The organism is Spirulina sp. CS-785/01 (assembly GCF_028330525.1).
GTDB lineage: Bacteria > Cyanobacteriota > Cyanobacteriia > Cyanobacteriales > Spirulinaceae > JAQMSD01.
The window spans coordinates 13,950-36,148 of sequence record NZ_JAQMSD010000233.1 but is presented as its reverse complement, the minus strand read 5'-3'; the positions used below and the strand labels follow the sequence as shown (position 1 = coordinate 36,148).

At 46.8% G+C, this 22,199-nt stretch carries 14 protein-coding genes, 1 pseudogene and 1 riboswitch; of the genes and pseudogenes, 7 read left to right on the top strand and 8 right to left on the bottom strand.

What is annotated here, in order from left to right:
• Positions 1–272: 272 nt before the first annotated feature.
• Positions 273–629: a hypothetical protein gene (locus PN462_RS15220; RefSeq protein ID WP_272129479.1), complete on the bottom strand. Its 357-nt coding sequence runs from the start codon at positions 627–629 to the stop codon at positions 273–275.
• A gap of 137 nt (positions 630–766) precedes the next feature.
• Between PN462_RS15220 and PN462_RS15215 the strand changes: the two genes are divergently transcribed.
• From PN462_RS15215 to PN462_RS15200, 4 genes are all read left to right on the top strand, one after another.
• Entirely contained in the window at positions 767–1,636 is an 870-nt protein-coding gene (locus PN462_RS15215; protein WP_272129477.1) for a tRNA (5-methylaminomethyl-2-thiouridine)(34)-methyltransferase MnmD, read from the top strand.
• Positions 1,637–1,785: 149 nt separating this feature from the next.
• Entirely contained in the window at positions 1,786–2,826 is a 1,041-nt protein-coding gene (locus PN462_RS15210) for a response regulator (RefSeq protein ID WP_272129475.1), read from the top strand.
• 561 nt (positions 2,827–3,387) lie between these two features.
• Positions 3,388–4,281 (top strand): PhnD/SsuA/transferrin family substrate-binding protein, encoded by an 894-nt coding sequence (locus PN462_RS15205; protein WP_272129472.1) that lies wholly within the window; start codon positions 3,388–3,390, stop codon positions 4,279–4,281.
• Between the two features lie 284 nt (positions 4,282–4,565).
• Positions 4,566–6,911 (top strand): ATP-binding protein, encoded by a 2,346-nt coding sequence (locus tag PN462_RS15200; RefSeq protein ID WP_272129470.1) that lies wholly within the window; start codon positions 4,566–4,568, stop codon positions 6,909–6,911.
• 281 nt (positions 6,912–7,192) lie between these two features.
• Here the strand turns inward: PN462_RS15200 and PN462_RS15195 are convergent, their stop codons facing one another.
• The gene (locus tag PN462_RS15195) at positions 7,193–8,428 is read right to left on the bottom strand and encodes an NAD(P)/FAD-dependent oxidoreductase (protein ID WP_272129467.1); all 1,236 of its coding nucleotides are present in this window, start codon (positions 8,426–8,428) and stop codon (positions 7,193–7,195) included.
• A 104-nt stretch (positions 8,429–8,532) separates the two neighbouring features.
• A pseudogene (gene ltrA, locus PN462_RS15190) lies at positions 8,533–10,266 on the bottom strand (group II intron reverse transcriptase/maturase).
• 738 nt (positions 10,267–11,004) lie between these two features.
• On the opposite strand from ltrA, the gene recO reads away from it, so the two are divergent.
• The 3 genes from recO to PN462_RS15175 all read left to right on the top strand — a co-directional run bounded on the left by recO (position 11,005) and on the right by PN462_RS15175 (position 14,701).
• Positions 11,005–11,814 carry a DNA repair protein RecO gene (recO, locus tag PN462_RS15185; RefSeq protein ID WP_272129463.1) on the top strand — a complete coding sequence of 270 codons (810 nt, stop codon included), beginning with the start codon at positions 11,005–11,007 and terminating at the stop codon, positions 11,812–11,814.
• Between the two features lie 195 nt (positions 11,815–12,009).
• The gene (locus PN462_RS15180; RefSeq protein ID WP_443029187.1) at positions 12,010–13,452 is read left to right on the top strand and encodes an MFS transporter; all 1,443 of its coding nucleotides are present in this window, start codon (positions 12,010–12,012) and stop codon (positions 13,450–13,452) included.
• Positions 13,453–13,513: 61 nt separating this feature from the next.
• Positions 13,514–14,701, top strand: coding sequence for a glycosyltransferase family 4 protein (locus tag PN462_RS15175; protein WP_272129458.1), 1,188 nt, complete (start codon positions 13,514–13,516; stop codon positions 14,699–14,701).
• A gap of 109 nt (positions 14,702–14,810) precedes the next feature.
• On the opposite strand, the gene zds is transcribed toward PN462_RS15175, so the two are convergent.
• The 5 genes from zds to PN462_RS15150 all read right to left on the bottom strand — a co-directional run bounded on the left by zds (position 14,811) and on the right by PN462_RS15150 (position 22,184).
• Entirely contained in the window at positions 14,811–16,280 is a 1,470-nt protein-coding gene (zds, locus tag PN462_RS15170; protein WP_272129456.1) for a 9,9'-di-cis-zeta-carotene desaturase, read from the bottom strand.
• Between the two features lie 243 nt (positions 16,281–16,523).
• Entirely contained in the window at positions 16,524–16,871 is a 348-nt protein-coding gene (locus PN462_RS15165) for a DUF4278 domain-containing protein (RefSeq protein ID WP_272129454.1), read from the bottom strand.
• A 35-nt stretch (positions 16,872–16,906) separates the two neighbouring features.
• A riboswitch (Glutamine riboswitch) is annotated at positions 16,907–16,987 on the bottom strand.
• Between the two features lie 185 nt (positions 16,988–17,172).
• The gene (locus tag PN462_RS15160) at positions 17,173–18,027 is read right to left on the bottom strand and encodes a 3'(2'),5'-bisphosphate nucleotidase CysQ family protein (protein ID WP_272129452.1); all 855 of its coding nucleotides are present in this window, start codon (positions 18,025–18,027) and stop codon (positions 17,173–17,175) included.
• Positions 18,028–18,109: 82 nt separating this feature from the next.
• The gene (locus PN462_RS15155; RefSeq protein WP_272129451.1) at positions 18,110–18,982 is read right to left on the bottom strand and encodes a sugar kinase; all 873 of its coding nucleotides are present in this window, start codon (positions 18,980–18,982) and stop codon (positions 18,110–18,112) included.
• A gap of 247 nt (positions 18,983–19,229) precedes the next feature.
• The gene (locus tag PN462_RS15150) at positions 19,230–22,184 is read right to left on the bottom strand and encodes a glycerol-3-phosphate acyltransferase (RefSeq protein ID WP_272129448.1); all 2,955 of its coding nucleotides are present in this window, start codon (positions 22,182–22,184) and stop codon (positions 19,230–19,232) included.
• Positions 22,185–22,199 lie beyond the last annotated feature (15 nt).

Genomic DNA, 22,199 nt, shown 5'->3' with positions numbered 1-22,199 from the left:
GGATTTGGGGGAGTTGAGAGTTGAGAGTTGGGGAATTGAACCACAAAGACACAAAGGACACAAAGGGGATTTGGGGGAGTTGAGAGTTGAGAGTTGAGAGTTGGGGAATTGAACCACAAAGACACAAAGGACACAAAGGACACAAAGGGCTATTTCCCGACGCTCCTAAATATTTGACAAAGGATATTATCTTAACTTGTCCCCTCTGCCCATCCCCCTATCCCCCCCCATCCCCCTATTCCCCATCAATTAAGGGGGTCAGGAATTTCTGATCAAGATGAGCGAGGAGAGGGGGATTTTTGGTTGAGTCTGTCGGCTTGGGCTTTGCGCCAGGTTAAACCCATGAACACTAAACAGGTGAGGAAATAACCGGAGGTGATTAAGCTATCTAAATATAACAGACGCAGGTGATTGAGGGCTGTTAATTGGGTTGCCCCGATTCCGGTTAGACTATAGGCGATCGCCCAAAGGAGTGTAAGGGTAAGGGCTTGTCGGGCGGTTTTGCGTTGTTTCCCGGTGCTGTGGGGCTGATAGAGCGTCCACAGGGCGGGAACAATGCCGACTAGGGGAAGAAAGCAGAGGAGTTGTTGTAGTCGTTGTAGGGGTTGTTCTTGGAGGGGATCGGCCATGACAAAACGGGTTTAGATTGTTATTAAAGATAAAGACTCTCTTTTCTATCTTAGTGGTTGATTGCTGTCTTGTTGGGGAGAAGGAAGACTTCTCGACCCGCGACTCAAGAATCAAGACCCACAATTTTTTTTTGCTTATGGATAGTTGCTCATTTCATCCTCAACCCACTGGCGATGGGTCATTTACGTTTTTTTCGGCGGAATTTGGCGAAAGTTTCCATTCTCATTATGGGGCGATGCAGGAGGCGACTTATAAGTTTGTGTTGCCTTGTTTATTGCCGGAGAAAGCTCGCTCTACTGAGCATCTGACGCTGTTGGATGTTTGTTATGGGTTGGGCTATAATACGGCGGCGGCCTTGGCGGCGATTTGGCAGGTGAATCCGGATTGTCGGGTGACGGTTGTGGCGTTAGAGTGGGATGAGCGTGTGCCGAAAAGCGCGATCGCGCACCATCTTTTGGACGGTTGGCCGATCCCTGTGGCAGACTTATTACAACAGTTGGCCGACCAGCATTATGTGGAAACGGACTACCTCACCGCCCAACTCGACTTAGGAGATGCCCGCCAAACCCTTCTCCCGTTGGCGGAGAAACCCTTACAAGCGGATGCAATTTTTCTTGATCCCTTTTCTCCCCCTCACTGTCCTCAGTTATGGACGGTAGAATTTATACAAGCCTTGGTGCAATGTTTACATCCCCAAGGCCGTCTAGCGACTTATTCCTGTGCTGCGGCAGTGCGTCAAGCGTTACGATTGGCTGGACTACACATTGGCACAACTCCGGGAATTGGACGAAAATCCCCTGGCACTATTGCCAGTTTTTCCCCATATGCCCTTCAACCCCTTTCTCAGCAAGAACAAGAACATTTGCACACCCGTGCTGCTATTCCTTACCGCGATCGCACCTTAAACGCTTCTCAAACCACGATTTTGCAAACTCGACAAAGGGAACAAAAACAGAGTCTTCTCGAACCTACCACCCATTGGAAAAAACGGTGGCAATCTTTTTAAAGACTCTGTAAATCGAAAGACTCAATTCTAAGTAAATCACCCTTTTATCTTGAATCAAGTCTCACTGTAGAAAGATTTGACTCAAAATAATTTCCGTAAAAAAACTGATTCCAACCCCCACAACAATTGAGCATACTAGGTATTAAATCATGATCGACCAGGTAGGCAAGGCAGTGATTGCACTTCTCGAAACAACCCAGAACTCCGATGTGGCCTTAAAGAATGTCCCAGAACTAGGAATGATTCTCGTTATTGATGATCACGGATTAACTCGTCAGTTAACTGTAGATTTACTCCAACTGGAGGGCTACAGGGTTCTTGAAGCTGATAATGGTCTCACAGCCTTAGAAATCGCCCAAAAGGAGACTCCTGACCTGATTTTGCTGGATATGGTTATGCCGGATATGGATGGGATGGAAGTGTGTCGTCGCCTGAAAGAAACTCCTCAAACCGCAGAAATTCCGGTGGTTTTTCTCACGGTAGAAAGCGATCGCGCTTCCCGTCTCCAAGGATTGGAAGCCGGGGGAACAGATTTTTTAAATAAACCCCTAGATCGACTAGAACTCACCACTCGCGTTAAGGCATTAATTCAACAAAAACGCCTTAATGATACGATTCATCAATCCAAACAGGTTTTATTCTCCATTGCCAAGGCCGTAGAAGGCCGTTGCTGTGGGACAACCAACCCCTCAGAACAATTGCTGCGGTTAGTGGAAGGGTTTGGGCAATTTCTCTCCCTTTCCAAGGCCGACCTACAATCTCTCAAAGATGCTGCCTATCTCCATGATATTGGCGCGATCGCTATTCCCGATGCCATCTTACTCAAAACCGACACACTCACCCCCCAAGAACGAACCCTCCTCCGTCAGCACGTCTTAGTCGGGGAACAAATCTGTCAACCCGTCAGCGAATTTCGGCAAATTCTCCCCATTATTCGCCATCATCACGAACGCTGGAATGGGACAGGATATCCCGATGGCCTGGCCGGAGAAAATATCCCCTGGTTGGCCCAAGTGTTTCAAATGGCCGATATTTATGATGCACTCACCAGTCAACGGCCCCACAAACAACCCTGTTCCCCCCAAACGGCTCTCCGTATTCTTACGGAAGAAGCCCAACAAGGTTGGCGAAATCCTGAATTAGTGGCTCAATTCCGTAATTATATTCAAACTAATATCGCTAATCAGTAATCAGTAATCAGTAATCAGTATCCGAAGGCAGAGAGCAGAAGGCAGATGGAAAGATCAAGGAGAAAGTTAACCTAAAAAGAAGGTCAGAAACTAATCACAGTAAGGCTTTTAGCCAACTTTCAACAATGGTTAGTTTCACTGAGAGTCATCAGTGAGATCAGCCTTGAATCGTGAATTTGTCCAGCATTGGCTATGCTCAAACGTATCTCCGTGATACTATACCACTTGAGCCTAAAAATAATTCAGATTCGCTTCAATTGTAGCCATAATCCTCCTTTTTTCATCCAATTGTCCAATTGTGTCCTTCTACTCCTACCAAGACGTGCCTAATTAGCGATCTTAACCTTGCATTAAATTTTGATTGTTAAACAGGGAGAAGGATGAATAATAATCTTATGATTCTATATTTTTGATATAGCATGATGGAAAGACCTTAAATCAAGCCAACGCTAGACAACCGCATAATTAAAGACGTATCTCACTGATGACTGATTACTGATGACTGATTACTGATTACTGTTTACTGATTACTGATTACTGCTATAGAGGAAGGATTGAACCATGAAACGACGATCTTTTATTGGCCTAGCAACCGTCTTCTTAGCCAGTTGCACTGCCGCCACTCAACAACCCAATGCTTCCTCTCCAGGAAAAACCACTGGGTCTCAACCCCCCCTAAAACTTGCCATAACGGATGTACAGGGACTCGACAACCTCAAACGAGATTATGAAGCCTTTCGGAACACTTTATCAAGCGTCTTAGAGCGTCCCATAGAATTTTATCCCGTGGACGGCTATTTAGAGGCCGCATCCGCCTTACAGTCCGGAAAAGTCGATTTAGCGTTGACTGGTCCCTCGGAATATGTGGTCATTCAGGCCCGCACCAATGCCATCCCTATCATTGCCATTACCCGTCCCAATTATCATCCTGCAATTGCGGTTTCCGCATCTAGTCCCCTAAAAACTGTAGCTGATCTCAAAGGGAAAACCGTGGCGATGTTAAAAGTGGGGTCCACCAGTGGACATCTCGGACCCACTAAAATGCTCATGGACGCAGGACTCAACCCTAAAACCGATTATCAAGTGAAAATGTTGGGCCGAGAAGGGAGTTTAAATGCGCTCAAAGCGGGAGAAGTGGACGCTTGGGGGGGGCCAGTGATTGATTATCAACAGTTTTTAGAACAAGACGATATTGCAGCCGATGAGTTTCGCTTACTCAAAAAAGGCCCCTCGTTGCCCAATGATGTATTAGTGGTCAATAGTAATAGTGACATGGATTTGATGATGCAACTCCGCGATCGCATGATTGTAGAGCAAAAAGCGTTAATTACCGCTTTAGCGTCAGCCCCCGCCAATGCAAAATATAAAGAGTCCACCTTAGTCTCGGTCGAAGATAGTGACTACAACATGATTAGAGAGGTTTACCAAGCCATTGGAGAAGGAAACTTTTTATAAGATTTTCACAATTGAAGTTTAGGCAGGTAAGAGGGATTAATCGGGAAAGAACGATTGAGAAGTTCATTATTATGGCTTTCTAGAAACTCACATTACTCGAAACCCACCTAACACTTTACACTCGTTTAGTTTCCCCGTGGTTAGTCCAGCTAACCGATTTCTTGCCTCTTGCCTATTCCTGCTTTGGTATCTTCATAACTTCTTCATACCCCATTCGTATAATCCTGCTAGCCTTACTTCTCTGAGTTCTTATGTTTAAGCTGGCTCACTTCTGTTCGCAAAAATTGCGCACCTTAAACCCTTTCACTGTCCTGAACCGGGGACAAAGTATTGTTCAAAAAATTGCCCTGAGTGCTACCTTATCTCTTGGAGTCGCTGTTTTAGGGTCCTTAACCGGATTGTTCATTGGGGACTATTATGAATCCCGTGCCAGTCAATCCCTTGCTGTTGCTGATCAACAACTTAACCTCCTCCACGAGTTAGAAAATAGTGTTACAGCCATTCATCTCCACCCCCAACGGTTGATCATTGTTTTAGGGGATACCATTTGGTTTGAGTACGAAGTTGGCAAGTTTCGCAATGATCTACAACGAGTGGAAACGACCATTCAGGAATTCCAAACCTTTCTCGATCTTCATGCTCCCCAGTCAAAAGTCAATGTTCCCAAGTTACGTTCTACCCTGAATCATTATCAAGAGACGACAGAAGATTATGAACAATGGGTGAAGGAGTTATGGGAAACCCTTAATCCCCCCACTTTAACCGAGGAAGAAATCCCCGATGCGAGAGAGACTATTGTGGCCGCACTCACCAGTTCGGAAAATAAAGAGATTGAGGTGGAGTTTGATCGCTTGTTGGAAACCTTGAGGGGGATGGAGCAGGTGATTAAGACACAATATCAGAATGCAGCCCAGGAGTTAAACCGGGCCGAACAGTTACGACATTGGATTATTCTCAGTAGTATGGGGGGATCGGTGTTAGTGGCAATTATTTTAGTGGTGGTGACCAGTCATGCCATTGCCTATCCCCTGAAAACCCTGGAACAGGTAGCCCGTCAGATGTCCCAAGAGTCTAATTTTGATCTCCGTTGTCCTAATATTACGGGGGGGGAAGTGGGGTCTTTGGCCCAAGGGTTTAATCAACTGGTGGACCGCATTAGCTCCTATACCCACGAGTTGGAGGATGCACGACAGGCCGCGGATGCGGCCAACCAAGCGAAAAGTGAGTTTTTAGCGAATATGAGCCATGAATTGCGGACTCCGCTTAATGGGATTTTGGGGTATGCGCAAATTTTACAACGGGTGGATGCTTTGAAAGCCCATCAAAAAGATTTGGATGTGATTTATCAAGCGGGGTCCCATTTGCTGACGCTGATTAATGATATTCTCGATCTGTCTAAAATTGAAGCGCGACGCATGGAGTTGTTTCCCCAGGAGGTGCATTTACCGTCTTGTTTGTTGGGGGTGACGGAAATTATTCGTATTCGGGCGGAACGGAAAGGGGTGACGTTTCAGTATGATGGCGATCGCAATTTACCCAATCAAGTTTTAGTGGATGAAAAACGCCTTCGTCAGGTGTTGCTCAATTTATTGGGAAATGCGGTGAAATTTACTGATGCAGGAAAGGTGATATTAAGGGTGGAGGTGAGAGATATTGAACGGGAGTCTGCGTCTGCGACGGGAGAGGATACAGGTGAGGAACCTCCACCCCTCAGTCAATTGCGTTTTACGGTTCAGGATACGGGGGTGGGAATGACTCCTGAACAACTGAAAAAGATTTTCCGTCCTTTTGAACAAGTGGGGAAGGTGTCTAAACGCAATGAGGGGACGGGGTTAGGGTTGTCGATTTCTCGCCAATTGGTGAAGATGATGGGGAGTGATATTCGGGTGAAAAGTCAGTTGGGCCAAGGCAGTGTGTTTTGGTTTGATCTCGCACTTCCGGTGGTGGAAGGGGCGGCTGCTCATCCTCTCCCTGTGGAGGAAGGCCAAGTGGTGGGATATACGGGGGAATGTCAAACAATTTTAGTGGTGGATGATGTCGCGCTGAATCGTGCGGTGTTGGTGGATATTCTCCAACCGTTGGGGTTTGTTATGGTAGAGGCGGATAATGGTAAGGAGGGGTTATTGAAGATTACTCAATGTTCGCCTAGTTTAGTGATTACGGATTTAATGATGCCGGAAATGGATGGCTATGAGATGACGAGGCAATTACGGTTTTCGATGCAGCAAAGTATCCCGGTGATTGCGTCTTCGGCCAGTATATCCCATTTGGATCAAGAAAAGGCGATCGCATCCGGATGTAATAATTTTCTCCCGAAACCCATTGAGGTGAAGCATTTGCTCACGATTTTAGAGAAATATTTACCTTTACAGTGGGTGTATGAAGCGGCCAACTCCTCAGATGGGGATATTGAGCAGGATGAAACTCTACAAGTTCCCCCAGTGACGGAATTACAAACTCTCTATCGAGCCGCTAAAATTGGCGATATTGAGGGGATTGAAAATGAGGCTAGACGGTTAAAGGCGTTAAATCGGTGTTATTATCGGTTTAGCGATCGCATTTTACAACTCTCTCAAAGTTTCGATGACCGAGGCATTCTAGAGTTATTAGAACAATCGTTACAGTCTTAAAACAATTAACCATTAACTAATTAACCATTAACCAATTAACCAATTAACCATTAACCAATTAACCATTGAAGGTTTCGTTAATTTTAGTAGCGTTACCCAACATTTTCAATTTGGAAGATGTTAAGCTTTACTCCGTTACACCTACATAGAAATCTCGACCTTTTCGCAATGGTCACTTTCGGCAATAATAATCCCATTAATACTTGCTTTGGCCATAGTGTATTGCTCCTCAAAACAAATAGACCCGTCTCCGCCTATTTTAGCCCAACTTTCTTAACCGTCTAAAAGTCTCCCATCCCTTGACCCGCCAACCATCCCGTTGTCCAAGCACTTTGAAAATTAAACCCCCCTGTCACCCCATCAATATCTAACACCTCTCCAGCAAAATATAACCCCGGACAACGGCGACTTTCCATGGTTTTAAAGTTAATTTCCTTTAAACTCACCCCCCCACAAGTGACAAACTCCTCCTTAAACACCCCTTTTCCGGTAATTTGAAACTTTCCTTCGGTGACTTCCCCAACCAGTCGATTAATCGCTTTTTTGGAAACCTCGGCCCAAGGGGTGTGTAGGTTGAGTTGGCAATGGGACACCAGTTGTTGCCAAAGTCGTTTGGGGAGGGGAAGGGGGGAAATTGTGCCGAGTTTCCGTTTCGGGTATTCTGCTTTCACCGTCAGCAGGTGTTGACGGAGGGTTTCGGGGTTATGGGAGGGAGTCCAGTTAATTTGCAGGGGGAGGTTGTAACCATGGTTGCAAAGGACTCGGCCCCCCCAAGCGGAGAGTTTCAGGGTAGCTGGACCACTTAACCCCCAATGGGTGATGAGAATGGGGCCTGTTTGGGAGAGTTTTTGTTTATCCGGGGTGAGGAGACGTAGGGAAACCGAGTCCACGGAAATTCCCGCTAAGTCTTGTAAGCGGGAGTCTTTAATATTAAAGGTAAAGAGGGAGGGGACGGGGGGGTGTACGGTGTGGCCGAGGTGTCGGGCCCAACGGTGTCCCAGAGGACTGCTTCCGGTGGCAATTAAGATGCGATCGCACCCTAACCCCTCTCCCCCCCGTAGCCCCACCCAAAACCCCGTCTCTGTCCGTTCTAGGGTCTTTACAGGACAGCCTGTGCGTACTGCTACCCCGGCCTGTTGTGCCGTCTTTTGTAAACAGTTCACAATAGTTTCCGAGTCATCGGTAACAGGGAACATCCGGCCATCGGCCTCGGTTTTCAGTTTCACCCCCCGTTGTTCAAACCAAGCAACCGTATCCTTGGGTTGAAACCGGGTAAAGGCCCCCCGTAACGCTTTCCCCCCTCTAGGGTAATTCTGCACCAAGGCCGCAGGTTCAAAACAATGATGAGTCACATTACACCGGCCTCCCCCCGATATGCGCACTTTACTGAGAGGGTGTTTTCCCGCTTCTAGCAGTGTCACGGAAGTCTGAGGATGGGAGGATGCACAAGCAATGGCCCCAAAAAATCCGGCTGCACCACCACCGATAACGATAATTTGTTTGGGGGATTGATTCATGGAGTTAATAGGGAGAGAGGGCAAATGCACCGAGCGTAATTAGGGGTCGAGATAACCCTCACGGGCTACCCCTCCCATTCCAAACCGTACGTGAAACTTTCGCTTCATACGGCTTCTAGCTTGCTATCCCCTGTCATGGGTGCTGCATTGTCAGTTTGTGACTTAATGTCGTGGCAATGACGATGTAACAGTTGTAGGTTGGAGTATTCATTCTTACCACCTTTGGATTTTGGTTAAATATGGTCAATTTCCACCAAATCCTCGTGTGTGAAATATTGTCCACAATGATTACACCGTCCTTTTTGTCGTTTCATGAGTTTGGTAATTCGGGTGGGGATACCACCGTAACCCTTGCTCATCCGTTTTGTCCAATAAGCCCAGTCTCCGTCATAGGGTGTTTTATTCCCCTTAACTTTGATATGTCTCTTAATGGGGGTCTCTATGTGTTTTGTCAGGGTTAGACCATCCTTTGTTTGGAACGTCCAATTCCCATGCTTTCCTGTTGAAAAATAGTTTCCTAGCTTCTCATAGGATGCTTTTCCACATCGAGATACCGTCCAAGCCCTAAGTGCAACCCAAATCATATGGTCAATTTTGGAGAAAATTTCTTTGGATACTACCGTTGAGAAATATCTACTCCATCCTCTAATGATAGGATTTATTTTACTGATGAGTGCTGCTTGAGGTGCGGTCTTAAGTCGCTTAATAACCTCTTTACAGGCATTGTAGTGGTTTTGCACAGCTTTCTTGGAAGGTTTTATATACAACTGGTAGGGTTTTGTTCCTCTTCCTGTGTTGACTCCTTTATGGATACTCACCGGATAGTGCCGGATATTGAATCCTAGGAAGTCAAACCCAGGTTTTTCCTCATTCCATTCTGACAAGGTATTACATAACCGTGTCTTTTCTGGTTTGAGTTGTAAGCCAGCAGATTTTAACCATTCCTCGATAAGTTGTCGGGCTTCTAGTACAACTTCTGGTGTGTTGGCTAACACCACAAAGTCGTCGGCGTATCGGATGATTTTCGGGCGATAGGTTTGTTCTCTTTTCCCGTCAATAACCTTTGTTCTTGGGAAGCTATTGACAACCGATTCAATCATTCCGTGTAGGGCAATGTTAGCTAGGAGTGGACTGATGACCCCTCCTTGAGGAGTTCCCGCTTCTGTTGCTTCAAATACACCATTGTCCATAACTCCGGCTTTTAGCCATTGTTTGATACTCCGTTTGTACACAGAGGGACAATCTAATTTTGACATAAGGTAATCATGGTTAATCTGGTCAAAACATTTTGCAATGTCCGCATCTAATACGAATTGCTTTCTTTTATGACATTTCTTATAGATGGCATCTATTGCGTCATGTGCTGACCGTCCAGGTCTGAAACCATATGATTCCGCTTCAAATAGAGCTTCCCAGTATGGTTCTAATCCTAGTTTAACCAAGGCTTGCAAGGCTCTATCGTATATGGTTGGAATACCAAGGGGACGTTTTTCATCCTTACCGGGTTTGGGAATCCATACCCGTCTTAGGCTTTTGGCTTTGCTAGGTTTCCGTAGTTTCTCAGCCAGGTGAAACCGTTCTTTGGGTTTGACAGATTTGACTCCATCAATTCCTGCAGTTCGTTTACCTTGGTTGTCCTGAGTTACTTTGCGTACTGCTAGGAGTCTTGCATAATAAGACTTATTGAGCAAACGTTGAAGACGACGTGCTTTCGCTTTATTGCCCCGACTTGCAGCCTGATATATAGCTTTTTGTAGCTTGAAAACCTTTCGCTGGATTTTACCCCAAGGTAGGTTTTCCCATTCATTGTTCGTAGTTTTGGAACTCGCTATTGACATTTAACCACTACTAGACTCCATATCTGTTTACAAGCCGTAGTACGTCAGCCTATCCCTTCCATTACAGTCGGGCATTTGCTTCTTACTACATCTCACCCCCATATCCCTTACGCTTAGACTTATCACTTGTCTGGTTATCGACCATGTTCATCAGACAGGGAGTATGGGGTTATCTCGTTCCGTCTCTAAGGGTAATTCCGATTTAGGTTTGCTCTTTCCCCAGGGGTACTTCTGAGTGTTAGGTGTAGGTAAATTAGTGATTTTCCTACCTTTCCCCTTGCTCTTTTTTTGAGCATAGCCTGTCAACTGATTTTGGCTATTTCATAGTAACTGGGGTTCAAGTTGAACATTCAACGTAATGTTTAACCATGTCGGATTGTCGGTGGTCACGTTATTAGGTGTCAGTTCACCTTCAGTGCCTTGCCAAGCCCGCTTCAGTCCTGGGGTTATCAATCCCAAATCTGGGGCTGCCTTTAGACGTAGGGTAGAGATTGTACAAATTGTTAAGATTTGTTACAATCTCTTAACACTACCCTTCTCAACCTTGGATTTGGTATCTGTTGTTACACTTTTACCATTTTCGTCGAGACTTAGAAACAGTTGTCAGGGGGGAACTTGGATTACTCCTCATTCACTTGAGACCCTTGCCCCTCATACGTTTCAGGCATTTCAGCCTTTACTTTCGAGGGAACGATTCGCACCACTGTACTATGATGACCTAACGTTTGACCAAAAAATATGAGTCAAAGTTTTAAGGCGACGGGAATTAATTTGAAGACGATGCCCTATGGGGAGAGCGATCGCTTGGTGACAATATTAACGGCCCAGGCAGGGTTGGTTTATGCTGTTGCGCCGGGTGCTAGAAAAGCGAAGTCTCGCTTACGGGGTAGGTTAGAGCTATTTGTGGTCAATGAACTCTTGATTGTGAAGGGGCGATCGCTCGATAAAATCATTCAAGCCGAAACCCTCGAATCTTACCCCGGCCTCAGTCGTAACCTCGCCAAACTGGCCACAGGCCAATATTGGGCAGAAATCGTCTTAGCAGTGGGGTTAAGCGAGCAAACGCAGGAAGACCTATACGAACTCCTCAACGAGCATCTACGACGCTTAGATCGGCTAATCCTGAACCCGAACCCCACCCAGTCCACCCCGCAAATTCTCGCCCATTTAGTCCATGGCCTCTATCACCTCTTAGCCATTACCGGATTGGCCCCGCAACTGCAACACTGTTGTCTAACTGGAGACCTGATCACCCCCAACCCCCAAGGAGAAAAATGGCGGGTTAGCTTTAGCTTCGACGGGGGAGGACTGGTGAATCTCCCCCTCCCGGAAAATACAGAAATCACCCTCAATGCTCATCTTAACGCCAAAGAAGTGGCCGGTTTGCAACAACTCATTTACCCCGAACTCCCCTCAAACCTGCATCCTAGCGACACTATGACCTGGATGGGAGTAGAACGAGTCCTGCGCAACTACAGCCAATATCAATTGGGAAAAGCCATCCAATCGGCCACATTACTTGATACCTTATGGATAGAAGACTTTTAAGATTTTTTAACGGTTGATTAAGATCAAAAAGAGAGAACGTTTACAGCGAACGTTTTTGTAGAAGCTGTTGTGCCTCTCTATGGCCTAGACTGCCATTTTAACCTCCCAGTCGGGCGAGTCTCTGAACTCACGAGTCACGAGACCATGAAAACAGCTGATTCATTCACCCCAAAGCAAGCGATATTTAAGCACAGTATGCGAGTTTTTGAAGACCAAGAACACCACTCAACCCTTACCTCAGACAATGGCGACTCCTTGGGGGAGTTACCTCCCCTAGCAGACGGGGATGCCTCCTCCTCTGAGGATACCCCAGATGCAGACGAGGACAACACTCAAGGCTTTCTCCCAGTCCTGAAAAATAGTCGTTTTTTAGTGCTATGGAGTGGGCAAATTTTTTCCCAACTGGCGGATAAAATTTATCTGGTGTTGATGATCTCCCTCATTGCCAGTTATTTCAGCGTTCAAGAGGAAAATATCAGTAACTGGGTTTCCTCGATTATGATTTCGTTTACTATTCCTGCGGTCCTGTTTGGGTCTCTGGCCGGGGTTTATGTGGATCGATGGTTGAAAAAATCTGTACTGGTGTCCACTAATTTAGTCCGGGGGGGGTTAGTGTTGGCCATTCCGCCTCTGTTATGGTTGGCGCAGGATTGGGGAACGTTTCTCAATGTCCCGGTGGGGTTTAGTATTTTATTGGTCATTACTTTTCTAGTTTCCACGTTGACCCAGTTTTTTGCCCCGGCAGAACAATCCACTATTCCCCTGATTGTCAAACGTAAGCATCTTTTACCCGCTAATTCTCTCTACACTACAACCATGATGGCCTTACTTATTGTGGGGTTTGCGGTAGGTGAACCGCTTTTGGCCGTGATGGATAAAGTAATGGATGTTCTCAGTTTTGGGGGGTCCTATGGTCAAGAAATTCTGGTTGGAGGGTCTTACGCGATCGCAGGAGTCCTTCTCTTAGTCCTCCAAACTGGAGAAAAAAAAGAATCTCTCCACATTGAACGACCTCATGTGTTCCAAGATATTTGGGACGGTATTCTCTACCTGAAAGAGAATCACGAAGTCCGCAACGCCATGATACAGCTAGTTATGCTCTTTTGCGTCTTTGCGGCCTTGGCGGTGTTGGCAGTTCCCCTGGCTGCGGATATTCCCGAATTGAAAGCGGAACAATTTGGCTTTCTTCTCGCAGGAGGAGGAGTTGGCCTGGGCATTGGGGCCGCATTGATTGGCCATTGGGGAACAAACTTCCCTCACGGCCAACTGAGTTTATGGGGATCAGTCGGTGTTGCCGGGTCTTTGATTGGATTATCTTTGTCTTCCCATAGTTTAGTATTAGCTTTAGTAATGACTGCCCTATTAGGAGGGTTTGCGGCCTTAGTGGGAGTGCCCATGCAAACCACCATCCAAGCGGAAACTCCAGAAGAAAAGCGGGGTAAGGTGTTTGGACTCCAGAATAATGCGGTAAATATTGCCCTCTCCCTACCGTTAGCCTTAGCGGGGGTAGCTGAATCCATTTGGGGGTTACAAGCGGTTTTACTCACCTTGGCCGGGTTAGTTCTGACAAGTGGGGTGTTAACTTGGTATATTTCCCGTACAGGAGTGGTAATATCAACGGGAGTTAACAATTCCTAGGATTTGAGAGGATTTTTGTAGTATTTCTCTCAAATGTAGGCGTTCTATTTCCCCGATCTGAATGCACATCGCATGGCTTGGTAAAAAAACCCCGTTTTGTGGCAATGTCACCTATGGCCGAGAAATCACCAACGCATTGCTAGACCGAGGGCATCCCGTCAGTTTTCTTCATTTTGCCCAAACTGATGGGACAGAGGATGATCTCTGGCGGTCTGATTTTGCGGAGGTGGTGTTGCCGTTTCTGTATAAGTCGCAGGTCTATACGATTCCTACCCTGCGATCGAGTAAGATTTTGATGGAGTCTCTCAGCGATCTCCAACCGGATTTAATTCATGCGTCTTTGACGCTTTCGACGTTGGATTTCCGTTTACCAGAGATTTGTGAGGAGTTGGGGTTGCCCTTGGTGGCTACGTTTCATCCTCCTTTTGATAGTAAGTTGCGGAATCTCAAATCGAGTACGCAGTTTTTGACCTATCAGTTGTATGCCCCGTTTTTGGCCCATTATCATCGGGTGATTGTTTTTTCTAAGTTGCAGAAGGATTTATTGGTGCGGTTGGGGGTGCCTTGCGATCGCGTGGCCATTATTCCCAATGGTGTAGATGTGGATAAATATTGCCCTGGGCCGTCCAATTTTAAGGCAGAAATGGACGCTAAACGCCTTTTTGTCTATATGGGCCGTATCGCTACAGAAAAGAATGTAGAGGCCATGCTGAAGGCGTGGAAATTAGCGGATTTAGAGGAAGGGAGTAAATTAGTCTTAGTGGGAGATGGACCCCTAAAAAGTACCTTAGAACTGTATTACGGGGAAGAAGAAGGCATTATTTGGTATGGGTTTGAGGGCAATGAACAAAGACGAGTTGAGATTTTACAGGCCGCAGATGTGTTCCTTCTCCCGTCTCTGGTGGAGGGGTTATCGTTATCGCTTTTAGAAGCAATGGCCTGTGGGGCCGCTTGTATTGCCACCGATGCGGGGGCCGATGGGGAAGTGTTAGAAGGTGGGGCCGGGGTGGTGATTAGTACCCAAGGGGTGACGACTCAGTTACGGACGCTTTTACCCATGTTTCAAGATCAACCGGAGTTAGTGGAGGTTTTGGGCCAAAAGGGGAGAAAGCGGGTTTTAGACCGTTATACGTTGAGTCACAATATTACCCGGTTAGAGCAGTTATATTCAGAAGTCTGCCAAGAACATCTCACCATGAATGTCCCCCATTTACGCTTCCCCCCTAAACCTTTTGCCAATCAGGAGTAATGGGCATTGCTGACCAGTTAATTGGTTCTTGTTGGGAAGCCCTAGTTTAGCAGAATTTTGGAAAGCTAAGTTAACATCAACCTTGGGTTAAAACCCAAGGCTAAACTAACTAACCCATTTGTACAGGTTTGCGTTCTTGGTTTTGCACTCCCAGTTCCGCTAAAATCGCCTTAGCAGTCCGTTTCCCGGAAATCGTCGCCCCCTCCATACTGTCAATATAATCTTGCTGCGTATAACTTCCCGCAAGGAAAAAGTTGCCAATGGGCGTTTTTTGATCCGGTCGATAAACGTCCATCCCTGGGGCTTCCCGATAAAGCGACTGCGCCAACTTGACCACACTATACCAAGTCATATTTAACTCTCGTGAGGAAGGAAACAACTTGTGAACTTGCCCTAAAACATGATGGGCAATTTCTTCATTGCTTTTCTTGATAAAAGGATCACCTGGCGTTAACACCAATTGCAACAAAGACCCTTCCCCTGGCTTATAATAATCCCCCGGACTGGCCAACGCTAAATCTGCAAAACAAGAAAAGTCCGCATCTGCCGTATAAAGTAAATTATCAATCCCTGCCGCTTTTTCTAATTGTTGTCGTTGGGTTGCGTCCTGCATTTCCGTCACCCACCCATCAAAGCGCAGTTGCACCGTTGCCACAGGAACGGCAGTTAATTGGTAAATATTGTCAAATTCCGGCCATTTTCGCCATGCTGAAGGTAATAAACGCTGAATGCCCGGCACATCACAGGCCGCAACATAAGCATCGGCGGTGATGCTTTCCTCACTGTCTCCCTTGGCCACTACAATTCCGGTAACTTGCGGGTTGTTGCCCTCCGTGTACTGAATTTCCCGCACACGGCGACGGGTGTGGATTTTCGCACCTCTGGCGGTGAGATAATCTAATATAGGTTGGTGGAGGTATTCTTGGGGAGAACCTTCTAACATCCGCAATACCGAGGCTTCTGTTTTAGCGGCGAAAAACTGAAAAATGGTCAGCATACAACGGGCGGAAATATTTTCTGTGTCGATAAACCCAAGAGCATAGGCGATGGGATTCCACATCCGTTTTAAACTGCTATTGTTGCCCCCATGTTTCCGAAACCAGTCAGCAAAGCTAATGGAGTCTAAGTCCCGAATTTGCTCCATAGCCCCGTCAAAGTCGATTAAACCACGCACAATGGGACTTGTACCGAGGGCGAGGGAGTTGGCCGCTTTATCTATGGGGTTAAGTTGGGAGGTGGTGAAAAAGGCTTTTAAACCGTGAAACGGCGCACCCACAAGGAAGCGAAAGTCCAGTTCACCAATGCGGCCTCCTTCGTTAATGAAGGTGTGGGTGTGTTCTTTAAGCCGCAAGTTAGAAATTGCGCCCACTTTCTCCATTAAGCTAAATAAGTTGTAATAACAGCCAAAGAAGACGTGCAACCCCATCTCCAGATGGTTGCCTTGGCTATCTACCCAACTGCCGACTTTCCCCCCAACAAAGGGACGAGATTCAAAAATTTCCACATCATGCCCCGCATCGGCCAATTCAACGGCAGTGGCCATCCCTGCTAGTCCAGCACCAATAATTGCTACGCGCATTTCCTCTTTAAACCTTAAAACTGCTTTACATATTTTAATGGTTGTTGGGTGTTTATTGTCAGTTATGGGTTGGTCGTGCTGAGTGACCCGGTTGAGAGAGTTAGCAGCTTTCTAAGTTAGAAATGTCAAGTTAGTTGATGAGGGCTTACTGCGCACAAGAAGCCGCACCCTCGTTTTTAGGATGCGGCTCAATATCAAACCATCAGTCGTTTATTGCCAAGTTGTCTATTGCCAGGTTGTTACCTAGTGAGCAATACCCACTTCATCGGCAGTTCGGTTGAACATCGACTGTTGACGGTTAAGTTTTTTCAACTCATCTTTCAGGAATAAAGCCCGTGCTTTTTCTTGCAAAGAGGGAGTTTGCGCGGTTTCGGGTTGAATGGCGGGTTTAACGCTTCCGGTGTTTTCACCCCCGGTTTTGTAGTGAACGCCACGATATACGAGATCAAGGGTTGGTTTTTGGGCTGAGGGTTTTTTCTGGTTACGGAAACGCCATTCTAAACCCCGATACTTACCACCTACTTTTCCTTCTTCTGCTTCAACGATAGTGGGGTTGTAGTTGTAAGTAACTCCGCGATATTTAAGTTCCATGGTTGTCGCCTCCATATTTAATGTGTGGTTTATGGGGCGCGTTCCTTCGGGATGGCTTCCCTACTTCCGTCTCCAAGTATTTGATTGGTTTTTCACGTTCCTTGGAGATGAACGTTTTTTCTATCTGTGTTCATTGTTACTAATTTTCGAGAAATTGTCAAGTTTGTTACAGAAAATTAAGTCGGGTTGGCTAAGTGGGGGGAGAAACCGGGTTTCTTGGGGACTTCGGGTTGTATGTCCCAAGACTGGGAAAGAAACCCGGTTTCTGGCTTTGCTAGGGCTAACTATCAACTATCCACTATCAACCATCAATCTCGGCGAGTCCTTGGGTGGCTAACTGACAGAGTTCTTCGTGACAATGACCATTACTGGCCATGAGTCCTCCCCATTGACGGACATCTCCTTTGTTGTAATAAAGGTCTTCCCCGGCAAAATTAGTGAATTTTCCCCCTGCTTCGGTCAAGATGAGTTCTGGGGCGGCAAAATCCCAGTCTTTGGGGGCGGATTTTCCGGAGAGGGAGATGTAAACGTCGGTGCGCTTTTCTAAAATGGTGGAGATTTTACAGCCGACACTGCCGACATATACTTTGTCTTTAAAGGGAATGCGGTCTAAGAGTTGATTTAACCGTTCGTTGCGGTGACTGCGACTGGCGACTAAGTAGAGTTCGGAGATGGGTTGACGGTCTGAGACGCGAATGGGGGTGACTGTGCCGTCTTTGGTTTCTACATACGTGCCTTGGCCTTTGATCGCAAAGTAGAGTTTATCGGTTTCGGGGACAATGACGACGGCTAACTGAGGACGGCCTTTATGGGTTAAGGCAAGGTGAATGGCGTATTCTCCGGTTTTTTCGATGAAGTCTCTTGTCCCATCGAGGGGGTCAATGATCCATACCCAGTCTTGGGGGAGGGGGTCCAAGGTGTCGGGATGGTAGGTTTCTTCGCTGAGATAGCCGAAGTCGAGGTCGGAGAGTTGGTCTTTGAGATGCTCTAGGATGTAATGGTTGGCTGCGTGGTCTGCTTTGGTTACGGGGTCGCCTTCTTTATCTTGAATGTTTAAGTCTGTATCGCCCCGGTAGTAGGTTTGTAAGACTTCTCCTGCCCCCCAAGCGACTTGACGAGCGATCGCGCAAATTCCGGTCAGTTGGTCATGAATCATCGGTGAATGTCCTTTTCAGTGAGTGTTGACAAGGGTAACGTTACGGGAGGGTTCATATACAGTTGCTGGCATTTTGAGGAATTTAACTGGAGTTTGTCCAAGTTTGAATCCAGTCACGGGTCCCAAAGGACTGGCACGCATGGGCGGCCACGGTTGCGGCCTGTTGTAAGGCGGTGAGAAAATCCTGTTGGAGGAGGGCATGACAAAAGGCCCCGTGAAAAATGTCTCCTGCTCCTAATGTATCGGTGACAGGGACGGTGGGAACAGTTAATTCTCCTTTTTGTCCTTGGGTGACATATACAATGGGGTCTGACCCTCTGGTGATGGCAATGTGGGGAATCTGAAATTGTTGTAAAACTGGCAATACTTGGTCGGGGGTTTGGCAGTTGGGGGGGTAAAAGTTTGCTGAACAGATGGCATAATCCACGTAGGGCAAAACGCGCTCAAAATTGGGCTTCCAACTCCCTCCGTCTATAATAACGGGAATGCCTCGCGTTTGTGCGTCTTGGGCAATGGCTTCACTGACGGCCATCTGATGTCCGTCGATTAAGACGAGGGCTACATGGTCTAGGATATTGGGGGGAAGTTGTGGGACGGTGGCTTGGGATTTTTTGGCGTTGAGGGAAATAACTGCGCGATCGCCCGTTTCCTGAGTCACAATAATAGAAGATAAGGGCGGTGACTCCTGAAACCCCTCATCCAAGTCACACAATTCTACCCCATATTCCTCTAATTCAGCCCCCACTAACGCGCTGTTGGGATGCTGTCCTACAATACTCACCAGTTTAGCCCGGTTGCCCAAGGCGGCAAAGGTTACGGCGGCATTGGTGGCCGGCCCCCCTGCGCTACTCTTATAATCGAGGGCGACAATTTTTTCATTGGCTTGGGGAAACTGCGCGACTTGATAAATTAAGTCTAGGGTTGTCAGTCCCACAAATAACCCTAAATGCTGCATTTTTCCTCCCTCAGTAATTCTACCTTTATATGCCTTGGGTTTTAACCCAAGGCTAATAGCTGAAACCCGTTACAACGGGTTGATAGACGTGCTTTCTCCCCTTGGAAAGGCTTGGCCAACGGAGTGTTAGTGTTAAGAGTCGCGGCTGATAGCTGATAGCTGAATGCTTACGTCGGGATTAAACCACAAAGACACAAAGGACACAAAGAAAGGACATAAAGAAAGGACATAAAGAAATTATTGCCCATCAGTCCAATAATTCTACAATGCCCTGTTCTCCATCAATACGCACCCGTTGGCCATTTTTGAATAGGGTTAACGCATTGTGGACATCCATCACGGCAGGAATGCCGTATTCTCGCGCTACAATTGCCCCATGAGAGAGTTGTCCCCCTACTTCTGCAATAATACCTCCCGCTTGGGCTAAAAAGGGCGACCACCCGGAGTCGGTATAGGGAACAACGAGGATCGTATCACGGCTTAAACTACTGATCTCGCCCAAGTTTCTCATAATTTTTATCTCTCCCTCGGCAATGCCTGGACTTCCGGCAATGCCTTGTAGTTGTTGTTGGGAGGGGAGGGGAGAAATGGGGGGGAGGTCATCTTCTCGCGGTTTCCCGTACACGACAAAGGGTAAGTTGCTGATTGTTTTATCTTTTTTCCACTGTTTCCGTCGTTGATCAATGAGTTCTAATAAACGGGTTTGTAAGTGGGTATCGTTATCTTCAATAATACTGCGAATTTCGGGCAATTTTAAGAAAAATAAGTCCCCTTCTTCTTGTAACCAGTCTTTCTCTAACCAAATTTTCTCTAAGGCTAAAAATGTCCAGCGTAAATGGGCTAATAAACGGGAATAGACTTCGGTGGATTTCCCTTTGAGATTTAATCGTCTTTGGACTACTAAATTAAGGATATTACTATTCGTGTCTGACTTAGCTTGCTGTTCAATTTGCCAGCGTTGATGTTCATCAAAAATATACTGGGTGAATAATTGCCGCATGGGACGGGGGTTTTCTCGCCAACGGGGAACAGAAATATCTGTGGCAGTTTCGCTTAAATAGCCATAGGTTTCTAACCATTCATTAAATTGTTTTAACACATTTTCCCCGTCGGGATATTCGGCTAAATAGGCAAAGAGGGAGGGACAACTATCAAACTGCAATTGTTCCATGGGAAGTAAGTTGCGTGTTTTCGACGCTAAGGCTGCTAAAGCGACTAAAGAGGCGACTTCTGGCGTGTTGCGATTCTCTAATTCTTGCTCAGAAACCCCTAAAATTGCCCGTCGAAAACTTAAACTCAGAGGCGTTAAAATGCTATAATAGGTAGAACGGCGTAAGGTGGATAAAATTAAATCAATTCGCGTTAATAATTCCTCCTCATTAAAGGAGTTGGGCGGATATTTTAACTGATTTAAGGTGGGGCTAAACCATTTTTGATAATCTTGTTCAAAGTCTCTTGTTAAATGCCATTCTCTGCCCAACAGTCGTAGCAGTCCGGGGATATTTTTCAGGGTGGAGAGGAGGGGAGGACGAGAAAACTTTGTCCCCCGTGTGAGAAATTCTAAACTTTCTGGGGGGAGTCCCATACGGCGGAAAATTTGCCCCAGTAAGGTGGCATTAAAATAGACATTAGAATAATGCTGTGTGGCGGTTTCTTCAAAGTTTAAATCGGCGGCTTGGTCTTCTCCTAAAACAACGGTGAAAATGTCTCCCCATACCCCACAAGTCAAAGGCCGATTAATGGACCAAGTGAGGGGAGGAATAGCCCCTGGAATGACTTCGGCGGCAATTTTGCGCGTCCAAATGGGTTGTAAATTGGTAATGGGACGGGATTGGAGAATCCACAGTTGTTGGCCGTCGTGGGTCCATTCAATATCCTGGGGAATACCGTGGAAGCGGTTTTCTAAGTCTCGGGCCAGTTGGGCTACTTCTTGAATGATGCGAAAGGGGGTTTCTCCTTGGCCTTCAATGACGCAGGGGGGGGAATTTTCGTTAATTTGGACGGTTTCTTGTTCCGATTGGCTTTCGCTACGGTCTAAGAATACCCGATAACGGTCTGGGGTGGTATGGCCGGAGACCACTTGCGCGGCATCCCCTGGTAAGGCTTCTAGGACTACTGCATCACTATAACGGTTTACTGGGTCCCGACTAAATGCCACGCCGGAAAAGGCCCCTTGAATTTGTTTTTGAATAATGACGGAGAGGGAAATATTGCGACTTTTGCGTTTTTTCTCCCGCGTTTGGGCATCTCGACGATATTGCACTGCCGAGGGGTTATTGTAGGAGGTCTGACAGCGTAAAATGGCTTCGGAGAGTTCTTCTGAGGTGGTGACGTTGGCCACGGTGATATATTGCCCTGCTGCCGAGGCGGTTTCGCTGTCTTCTCCCACTGCCGATGATCGAACCACGAAGGGTTGTTGGACGGAGGGTTCTAGGGATAATAGGAGGGGTTGAGAGTCATCTCCGGCAGGTAATACCCAACCGTCGGGGACGGGATAATTCCAGCGTTTCAGTTGGGCTAGGGTTGCGGCTTTTCGCCCGACTTTGCGGGCTTCGAGTTTATCCTGAAGGGTGAGAATGGCATTATCGCCACGAAAAAAACGAAACACGGTTTGAGAGTTACTTTTTGCTTGTTGTTCGGGTAAGTCGAGGTCGTCGGGAATCAGTTGGTATATCCAGCCGATGAGGACAGCGAGGGTAATGGCGGCTAAGATGTAATCGGGGTCATTGGGCCGTTGTAGGGTGAGGATGAAGGCGAGGAGAAATAAGCCTACATAGCGTCCGGTGACTCGTTCTCGAAAGATGGTAAAACTAATTCCTCCAATGAGGAGGATTAATCCGGTGGCGATGGGATCATGGAGGAGGAGTCCCCAGACTACGTTGGTTGTTCCGGCCCCTTTTCCCATCCAGTAGCGGCCTAAGACGAGGGTAATGAGGGCGATGAGTTCCCAGACGGGATATTGGGGGAAGAAGTAACGCGCGATCGCAACTGCAACCAGTCCTTTTCCTGCTTCTGAGAGAACCGCTAACACCCCGATGGTTGTCCCCCCATGATAAAAGGCCGCTGAGACGGATAAATTGCCCGTTCCTAGTTCGCGCAGGTTTTTGTTAGCGAAGGTACGGGTGATCCAATCCACTAGCGGCAGTCCCCCTAATAGGGGACAGAGGAGAAATATACTAAGAAAACCCCAAATTGCTGTCATTGATTTGATTTCATT

Excerpts from the sequence above, each read along its gene's own strand:
- PN462_RS15220 (WP_272129479.1), bottom strand. The coding sequence starts at position 629 with ATGGCCGATCCCCTCCAAGAACAACCCCTACAACGACTACAACAACTC.
- zds (WP_272129456.1), bottom strand. The coding sequence starts at position 16,280 with ATGCGCGTAGCAATTATTGGTGCTGGACTAGCAGGGATGGCCACTGCC.
- PN462_RS15215 (WP_272129477.1), top strand. The coding sequence starts at position 767 with ATGGATAGTTGCTCATTTCATCCTCAACCCACTGGCGATGGGTCATTT.
- PN462_RS15175 (WP_272129458.1), top strand. The coding sequence starts at position 13,514 with ATGCACATCGCATGGCTTGGTAAAAAAACCCCGTTTTGTGGCAATGTC.
- PN462_RS15150 (WP_272129448.1), bottom strand. The coding sequence starts at position 22,184 with ATGACAGCAATTTGGGGTTTTCTTAGTATATTTCTCCTCTGTCCCCTA.
- PN462_RS15180 (WP_443029187.1), top strand. The coding sequence starts at position 12,010 with ATGCGAGTTTTTGAAGACCAAGAACACCACTCAACCCTTACCTCAGAC.
- PN462_RS15205 (WP_272129472.1), top strand. The coding sequence starts at position 3,388 with ATGAAACGACGATCTTTTATTGGCCTAGCAACCGTCTTCTTAGCCAGT.
- PN462_RS15195 (WP_272129467.1), bottom strand. The coding sequence starts at position 8,428 with ATGAATCAATCCCCCAAACAAATTATCGTTATCGGTGGTGGTGCAGCC.
- PN462_RS15210 (WP_272129475.1), top strand. The coding sequence starts at position 1,786 with ATGATCGACCAGGTAGGCAAGGCAGTGATTGCACTTCTCGAAACAACC.
- PN462_RS15155 (WP_272129451.1), bottom strand. The coding sequence starts at position 18,982 with ATGCAGCATTTAGGGTTATTTGTGGGACTGACAACCCTAGACTTAATT.
- PN462_RS15160 (WP_272129452.1), bottom strand. The coding sequence starts at position 18,027 with ATGATTCATGACCAACTGACCGGAATTTGCGCGATCGCTCGTCAAGTC.
- PN462_RS15165 (WP_272129454.1), bottom strand. The coding sequence starts at position 16,871 with ATGGAACTTAAATATCGCGGAGTTACTTACAACTACAACCCCACTATC.
- recO (WP_272129463.1), top strand. The coding sequence starts at position 11,005 with ATGAGTCAAAGTTTTAAGGCGACGGGAATTAATTTGAAGACGATGCCC.